The organism is Nitrosomonas sp. Nm33, from assembly GCF_900107265.1.
In the GTDB taxonomy this organism is placed as follows: domain Bacteria; phylum Pseudomonadota; class Gammaproteobacteria; order Burkholderiales; family Nitrosomonadaceae; genus Nitrosomonas.
Genome location: NZ_FNPJ01000102.1, coordinates 1 through 7,395, shown reverse-complemented (window position 1 = coordinate 7,395; position 7,395 = coordinate 1). Strand labels below are relative to the sequence as shown.

The window sequence follows — 7,395 nt, the reverse complement described above, 5'->3', positions numbered from 1 at the left end:
TCTGACTCCTCTAATGATGAAACTCTTTTCCAAATTCGCTTCATCATAAGGAATTCAGATTCCTTTTACTTCTTTTCTTATGTCGAACTCACGTTAGCCAGTAATTGCCTGAGTACATAGGATAAGATGCCGCCATGTCGATAATAATCGACTTCGATTGCGGTATCGATGCGGGAGAGCAGCGGGATGTTGCGCTGGCTGCCATCCTTGTGATGGATAACAAGAGTAACTTCTTGCTGGGGTTGAATGGTGTCGATGCCAAGAATATCGAATTGTTCGTCACCTTTGATACCAAGGGAGGAGGCATTATCATTGTCCATGAATTGTAAAGGTAGGACCCCCATCCCAACCAGATTGCTGCGGTGGATACGCTCATAGCTTTCCGCGATAACGACTTTGACACCGAGCAGTTGCGTGCCCTTGGCTGCCCAATCCCGGCTTGAGCCCGTGCCGTACTCCTTGCCGGCAAATACTACGGTAGGCACATTTTGTGCGATATAGCGCATGGCCGCATTGTAAATCGGCATTTGTTCACCATCAGCAGTATTGCTACTACGGAACAACGTTATCCCACCTTCACTGCCAGGGATCATCAGGTTTTTAATGCGCACATTGGCAAAAGTGCCGCGCATCATGACGTGATGGTTACCGCGGCGAGAACCATAACTATTGAAATCTGCTTTGGTAACATGATTGGCGAGCAGATATTTACCTGCTGGTGAGGTTTCCTTGATAGAACCAGCAGGGCTGATATGATCAGTTGTGACGGAATCACCAAAGATCGCTAATGCCCGTGCTCCAATGATACCGTCAGGTTTGCTGGTAAGTGCTGGTTGCAGCGAAAAATCCTGGAAGAAAGGTGGTTCGGCAATGTAGGTGGAGTCTGGCCAGTTATATAATTTGCCAGTGACCGAGGTGATGTTATTCCAAAGGGGGTTATTTTTGGTGAAATCACCATAGAGCCGATGGAAAGTGTCTGCCTGGGTAGCAAATTTCATGAGGGATGCAATTTCTGCGCTGCTTGGCCAGATATCGCGCAGCCAGACAGGCTGATTGTTCTTGCCCAAAGCCAGTGGTTCTGTATCGAGATCTTTCAATACCGTGCCCGCGATGGCATAAGCTACTACCAGCGGGGGTGAAGCAAGAAAGTTAGCGCGGATATTGGCGTGTATCCTTGCTTCAAAATTCCGATTACCAGACAGCACGGCTGAGCAGACGAGATCTTCTTTGACGACACATTCTTCGATGAGATCTGGCAGCGGTCCGGAGTTACCAATGCAGGTAGTGCAACCATAGCCCGCTAGACTGAAACCAAGTTGCTCCAAATAGGGCATTAAGCCAGCAGCAATGAGATATTCTGTTACCACGCGCGAGCCAGGTGCAAGTGATGTTTTGATGTGGCTTTTGACACTCAGGCCTTTTTCAACCGCTTTTTTGGCAAGTAACCCGGCGCCAATTAATACCGTAGGATTGGAAGTGTTGGTGCAGGAAGTGATCGCAGCAATCAAGACATCGCCATGATGCAGTTCCACCGGATAATTTATTTTACCATTGATTTTGACGGTATCCTGGGTTGGATGATTACTGACCAGTTCAGCCATATTTCTCTCGGAACCAGGCGGGAGAGTGACTTCATCCTGATTAATCGGACTGGTGACGCATACCTCGTCACTCGGGCAAGTTGTATCGCGGGTGGTATAGGTGCGAGTCAGATCTTCTGCTTGTTGGCCATAACCATTTTCTGCGATGGGTTTACTGAAAAGTTCAGTAAAAGTCGATTTAAGACCGCCAATTGCAATGCGATCCTGCGGGCGCTTTGGTCCGGCCAGAGAAGGCGCGATCGAATTCAAATCCAGTTGCAGTTCCTGACTGTAATCGATGTCTCCTTTTCTTGGCATGCCATATAACCCTTGCGCTTTGAAATAAGCTTCGAATGCATTGATTTCTTCATTCGTGCGACCGGTATTTCTGAAGTATTGAAGGGTGGCGTCATCAACTGGGAAAAAGCCCATGGTGGCGCCATATTCTGGCGCCATGTTAGCAATGGTTGCACGATCAGGTAGATTCAGCGATGCAGTACCTTCACCGAAGAATTCCACGAATTTGCCGACCACTTTTGCTTTGCGCAGCATTTCGGTGACAGTCAAGACCAAATCTGTCGCAGTGACTCCTTCACGCAGCCGACCAGTCAGGTTGACACCGACCACATCGGGAGTAAGAAAGTAAACTGGTTGCCCCAGCATGCCTGCTTCTGCTTCGATTCCGCCTACACCCCAGCCTACTACCCCGATGCTATTGATCATGGTAGTATGGGAGTCTGTGCCAACCAGCGTGTCTGGATAAATCAAGCCATTTTTCTGATGCACGCCGCGGGCCAGATACTCTAGATTGACCTGATGTACGATACCAATACCAGGTGGAACAACCTTGAAAGTATCAAATGCCTGCATGCCCCATTTGATGAACTGGTAGCGTTCCTTATTGCGGACAAACTCCATTTCCATGTTGCGTGCCAATGCATCTTTATCGCCATAGTAATCGACCTGCACGGAGTGATCGACTACCAGATCAACGGGTACCAGTGGCTCGATACGCTGGGGATCTTTACTTAGCCTTTCTGCTGCACTGCGCATGGCCGCCAGATCAACCAGTAGCGGAACGCCAGTGAAATCCTGTAAAACGATGCGTGCAACCACGAACGGAATTTCCTGAGTACGAGCGGCATTCGGCTGCCAGCCAGCCAATTGGCGGACATGCGCTTCAGTGATTTTTTTATCGTCGTAATTACGCAGCACTGATTCCAGCACAATACGAATGGAAACAGGAAGCCGTGAAATCTTGCCAAGACCAGCTTCTTCTAGGGTGGCCAAGGAATAAAACTGAGTAGTTTTGCCATCAGGGGGTTGTAGCGATTGCAGTGAATTGAATAAATTGTGGGCCATAGTTGCCTCTCCTTAGACGTAAGATTCAGTGATCTATTAATAGCAGTTTATGAAGTATTGGTTTGAGTTTATCATTCCAACCCTATCGCGACAAAAATAAGGTAAAAAAATGAGCATTGCACAATTAAATAGCGAGTATGGTATCGTTGGTCAGGTTGAGTTCATTGAAGGACAAGGTGGTTTTCCATTTATTCGCGTCCATAATGCCAAGGCCAATGCGCTAATTTCAGTCTACGCAGGCCAGGTGCTTTCTTTCTGTCCTGCAGGGAAAACAGATGATCTGATGTTTCTCAGCAAGAAAGCCTATTATCAGGCCGGGAAAGCGATCAAAGGAGGCGTGCCGATTTGCTGGCCGTGGTTTGGTCCTGATCCCGAAGGAAAAGGCCGCGCGGCGCATGGTTTTGTGCGTAACCGTATGTGGGACGTGATTGAAACGGGCGTGACTGCTAATGGCGATACTAAAGTGGTATTAGGATTGATGGTTACACCAGAGACGCAGGCAATCTGGCCACATGCCTTTATTCTGCAACTAGAAATTACAGTTGGAGAAACGCTTAATCTAGCGTTAATTACACGCAACACTGGAGATCAGGCATTCTCTATTACGCAAGCCTTCCACACCTATTTCAGCGTGGGGGATATTCATCAAACCCGTGTTTCAGGGCTGGAGGGCAGGCAATACATCGACAAAGTCGATGGGGGACAGCAAAAAATGCAATCAGGTGCTGTGACCATCAGCTCGGAAGTGGATCGCATTTACCTGGATGTCTTAGACGATGTCGTCATTCACGATCCTGCCCTGAAACGCCGGATTCGCATCACTTCTCAAGGTAGTCAAACAGCTGTGGTGTGGAATCCCTGGGCCAAAATCTCGGCAGAGATGGGTGATTTGCAGGATGATGATTATCTGCGAATGTTATGCGTTGAAACAACCAATGCTGCAACGGATATCATCACGATACAACCGGGCAGTGAATTTAGACTGGTTGCTAATTATCGTGTTGAGAGTTTGTAAAAACAAAATTTCGATAAAACCGGGTTTTTGATAAAACGCCGTTTTATCAATAATTCTCTGCTACATGTCTTGATAGGGGCGTAGCGCGTGATTCGCGTTTCCCCTATCTTCTTGTTATTCCATTTCCAAATCAAAGATGACACGAAGGCAAGTCGCAGACAGTATCAATAATACGGCAAGGTGAAGCTGGCAAAGTCAGGTTTGATTTAGAAACGGAATTAGATCTTCTTTCATTGTTCGGATAAGCTGTATTAATCAAAATTTAAGAGAGTCAGAATGCAAATCAGACCAAAAATTATCATTTCAACGCTCGATGCGGAGAGATTGGAGAGTCTTGTTGATTCATTATCCAGCAATGCTTTTCCAGGTAAGGATGAATTGAGGCTGAACTGATTATTGTGTTGAGAGTCTGTAAAAACGAGATTTCGATAAAACTAGGCTTTTAATAAAACGCCGTTTTATCAGTAATTCTCTGCTGCATGTTTTGATAGGGGCATAGCGCGTGATTCGCGTTTCCCCTATCTTCTTGTTAGATCTTCTTTCATTGTTCGGATAAAAGCTGTATTAATCAAAATTTAAGAGAGTAAAAATGCAAATCAGACCAAAAATTATCATTTCAACGCTCGATGCGGAGAGATTGGAGAGTCTTGTTGATTCATTACCCAGCAATGCTTTTCCAGGTAAGGATGAATTAGAGGCTGAACTGATGCGAGCGGAAGTAATTGATCCTATGGATGTTCCACCTAGTGTGGTGACCATGAATTCTACGGTAAGATTTATAGTTGAATCTACGTCTGAAGAATTTGAATTAACATTGGTTTATCCTAAAGACATTGACGCCAGCGGAAGCAAGATTTCAGTTCTTGCACCTGTCGGCAGTGCGCTGCTGGGTCTTTCTCAAGGAGATGAAATCGAATGGCCAAAGCCAGGCGGTGGAGTATTACGCGTTCGCATCGTGGAAGTCACTTACCAACCTGAACGTTCTGGTGAATACCACCGCTAGAGAATCCCTGGCGATAGCGCCCCCAATCAAAATAAGGGCCTGGGTCGGTTTTACGCATGGGGGCAATATCGGCATGCCCTGCGATATCGGTAATAGGGTAGGCCTTGAGTAAAGCTGCAGTGAGCGCAATGAGCTGGTCGTACTGGATGGGTTCAAAGGGCAGGGTATCGCTTCCTTCCAGTTCAATTCCGATGGAGAAGTCATTACAGCGATTCCTGCCTCGCCAGCACGAAACACCGGCATGCCAGGCGCGTAGTGTGCACGGGACAAGCTGGATGATTTCCCCGTCGCGGCGAATGAAAAAGTGACTGGAAACTCTAAGATCGCGCAGTGATTCAAAATAAGGATGTGCTTTGGGATCAAGCTGGTTAGTAAATAACTCGATCACATTGTTTCCGCCAAATTCATCAGGCGGCAGACTGATGTTGTGTATTACCAGTAAACTGATGGCACATCCAGGGGGACGCTCATCATAGTTGGGTGAAGGAATGAAACGCACCTTCTCAAGATAGCCGGCAGTATTGATCTCCATATATTCTTTTATTCTGAACAGGAAATTTAACTCATTGAATAGATATAATAGTGCAAAGTTGATTCAGGTGGATTTTATTTATGAACATTTAGATAAGCAGGCTACCCATGCAGCGTGGAAAATTCATTACTTTAGAAGGCCTTGATGGTGCAGGTAAAAGCACTCATTTGACCTGGCTGGAAAATTTTTTAGAAGACAAGGGAATCGATGTTGTAACAACACGTGAGCCGGGTGGCACTTTGTTGGGCGAGCAATTGCGTGCCTTGCTGCTCGATCCTTCTCAGTACATGCATATGGAAACGGAAGCATTGCTGATGTTTGCAGCACGGCGAGAACATCTGGATAAAATCATCCTGCCGTCGCTCCATAGGGGGGAGTGGGTCGTTTCGGATCGCTTCACTGATGCGAGTTTTGCTTATCAGGGCGGTGGCAGAGGGGTTGCATTCGATAAATTACAAATACTGGAACAATGGGTACAAGGCATATTCCAGCCCGACCTGACATTATATTTCGATGTACCGATAGAAATGGCTAGACAGCGTGTGCAATCGGTCAAAATAACCGATCGTTTCGAGAGCGAGCACGATGAATTTTTTCACCGAGTGCGCGAAGCTTATCTCCAGCGGGTACAGCAATTTCCAGAAAGAATCCGCTTGATTGATGCCGGCCAGCCGCTGCATGAGGTGACAATCGCTCTGGAAGGTATCGTCCAGGAAACATTGTTTAATTAAATTAACCTATAAGCAATGGCTGAATTTTATCCCTGGCAATATACCGTCTGGCAGCAAATCAGAGGTACAGTTGTCTTGAAAACACATGCCTTGCTACTGAAAGGTAGAAAGGGAATAGGCAAGTTAGACTTCGCACGAAGCCTTGCCAAATCATTATTGTGTAAACAGATAACGGCGGAACGGGTTGCGTGCGGGATGTGTGCAAGCTGCAAATGGTTCGAGCAGGGAGCACATCCGAATTTTTATTTAATAACACCAGAAGCACTTATCGAATCGTCTGGCGGAGCTGGCTCCGAGAGCAGTACTACGGACAAGCAGGATGCAGATAGTGGCAAATCAGGGAAGAAACCCAGTCAACATATCACTATCGAGCAAGTGCGGGCGTTAAACGATTTCGTCTATTTTTCCGGTCACCAGGATGGACTCAAGGTGATTCTGATTCATCCGGCAGAAGCCATGAATGGAGCAGCGGCCAATGCCTTATTGAAGAAACTTGAAGAGCCTCCGTCCAATGTCCTTTTCATCCTGGTGGCGCATCACTCGCAAGATCTGCTGCCAACGATTCGTAGTCGTTGCCAGCAAATTACCCTGCCCATACCTGATGCGGCTACTGCGCGCAACTGGCTGGTACAGCAGGGGGTAGAGCATGCCGATATCTGTCTGGCTCTGGCAGGTGCTTCACCTTTGCAGGCCGTAGCATTCAACCATGATGATTATTTTAGTCAGCATGCTGATTTTATTCGGCAAATCAGCTTGCCAGCCAGCTTTGATCCTATTTCTCTAACCAACAGACTGCATAAACTGGATTTACCGGAGATCGTCAGCTGGTTGCAAAAGTGGTGCTATGATCTAATGAGTTTTTATACGACAGGAAAAATTCGCTACCATGTGCAACAAGAAACAACTATAAGAAAATTGGTCGCAACTGCAGATCCCAAGCTACTTGCCATTTTCTGGCGCAATTTGATCACGAGCCAGCAATTATCGCGTCATCCTCTCAACGCTAAATTATTTCTGGAAGAAATGCTGCTTTCCTACATCAGGGTAATGGTACCGGAGCGATACGCAGATTAATCTAACGTGAGTTCGACATAAGAAAAGAAGTAAAAGGAATCTGAATTCCTTATGATGAAGCGAATTTGGAAAAGAGTTTCATCATTAGAGGAGTCAGA

The 7,395-nt window shown here is 46.5% G+C and carries 7 protein-coding genes; 5 read left to right on the top strand and 2 right to left on the bottom strand.

The features are described from left to right. Positions 1-77 precede the first annotated feature (77 nt). Entirely contained in the window at positions 78-2,942 is a 2,865-nt protein-coding gene (locus BLV54_RS14045; RefSeq protein WP_090572240.1) for an aconitate hydratase, read from the bottom strand. 109 nt (positions 2,943-3,051) lie between these two features. On the opposite strand from BLV54_RS14045, the gene BLV54_RS14040 reads away from it, so the two are divergent. The 3 genes from BLV54_RS14040 (at position 3,052) to rnk (ending at position 4,960) form a co-directional block, all read left to right on the top strand. Then, entirely contained in the window at positions 3,052-3,957 is a 906-nt protein-coding gene (locus tag BLV54_RS14040) for a D-hexose-6-phosphate mutarotase (protein ID WP_090572239.1), read from the top strand. 276 nt (positions 3,958-4,233) lie between these two features. Continuing rightward, a complete protein-coding gene (locus BLV54_RS14035; RefSeq protein WP_090572238.1) occupies positions 4,234-4,350 on the top strand; it encodes a hypothetical protein in 117 nt (38 codons plus the stop codon). A 196-nt stretch (positions 4,351-4,546) separates the two neighbouring features. Continuing rightward, entirely contained in the window at positions 4,547-4,960 is a 414-nt protein-coding gene (gene rnk, locus BLV54_RS14030) for a nucleoside diphosphate kinase regulator (RefSeq protein WP_090572237.1), read from the top strand. Here rnk and ampD read toward each other — a convergent pair. Beyond that, positions 4,920-5,492, bottom strand: coding sequence for a 1,6-anhydro-N-acetylmuramyl-L-alanine amidase AmpD (ampD, locus tag BLV54_RS14025; protein WP_090572236.1), 573 nt, complete (start codon positions 5,490-5,492; stop codon positions 4,920-4,922). The genes rnk and ampD overlap by 41 nt on opposite strands. A gap of 107 nt (positions 5,493-5,599) precedes the next feature. On the opposite strand from ampD, the gene tmk reads away from it, so the two are divergent. Both tmk and holB read left to right on the top strand, forming a co-directional pair. Then, on the top strand, positions 5,600-6,223 hold the full coding sequence (gene tmk / locus BLV54_RS14020; protein WP_090572235.1) for a dTMP kinase: 624 nt from the start codon (positions 5,600-5,602) through the stop codon (positions 6,221-6,223). A 15-nt stretch (positions 6,224-6,238) separates the two neighbouring features. Then, positions 6,239-7,297 carry a DNA polymerase III subunit delta' gene (gene holB / locus BLV54_RS14015; RefSeq protein WP_090572234.1) on the top strand — a complete coding sequence of 353 codons (1,059 nt, stop codon included), beginning with the start codon at positions 6,239-6,241 and terminating at the stop codon, positions 7,295-7,297. Positions 7,298-7,395 lie beyond the last annotated feature (98 nt).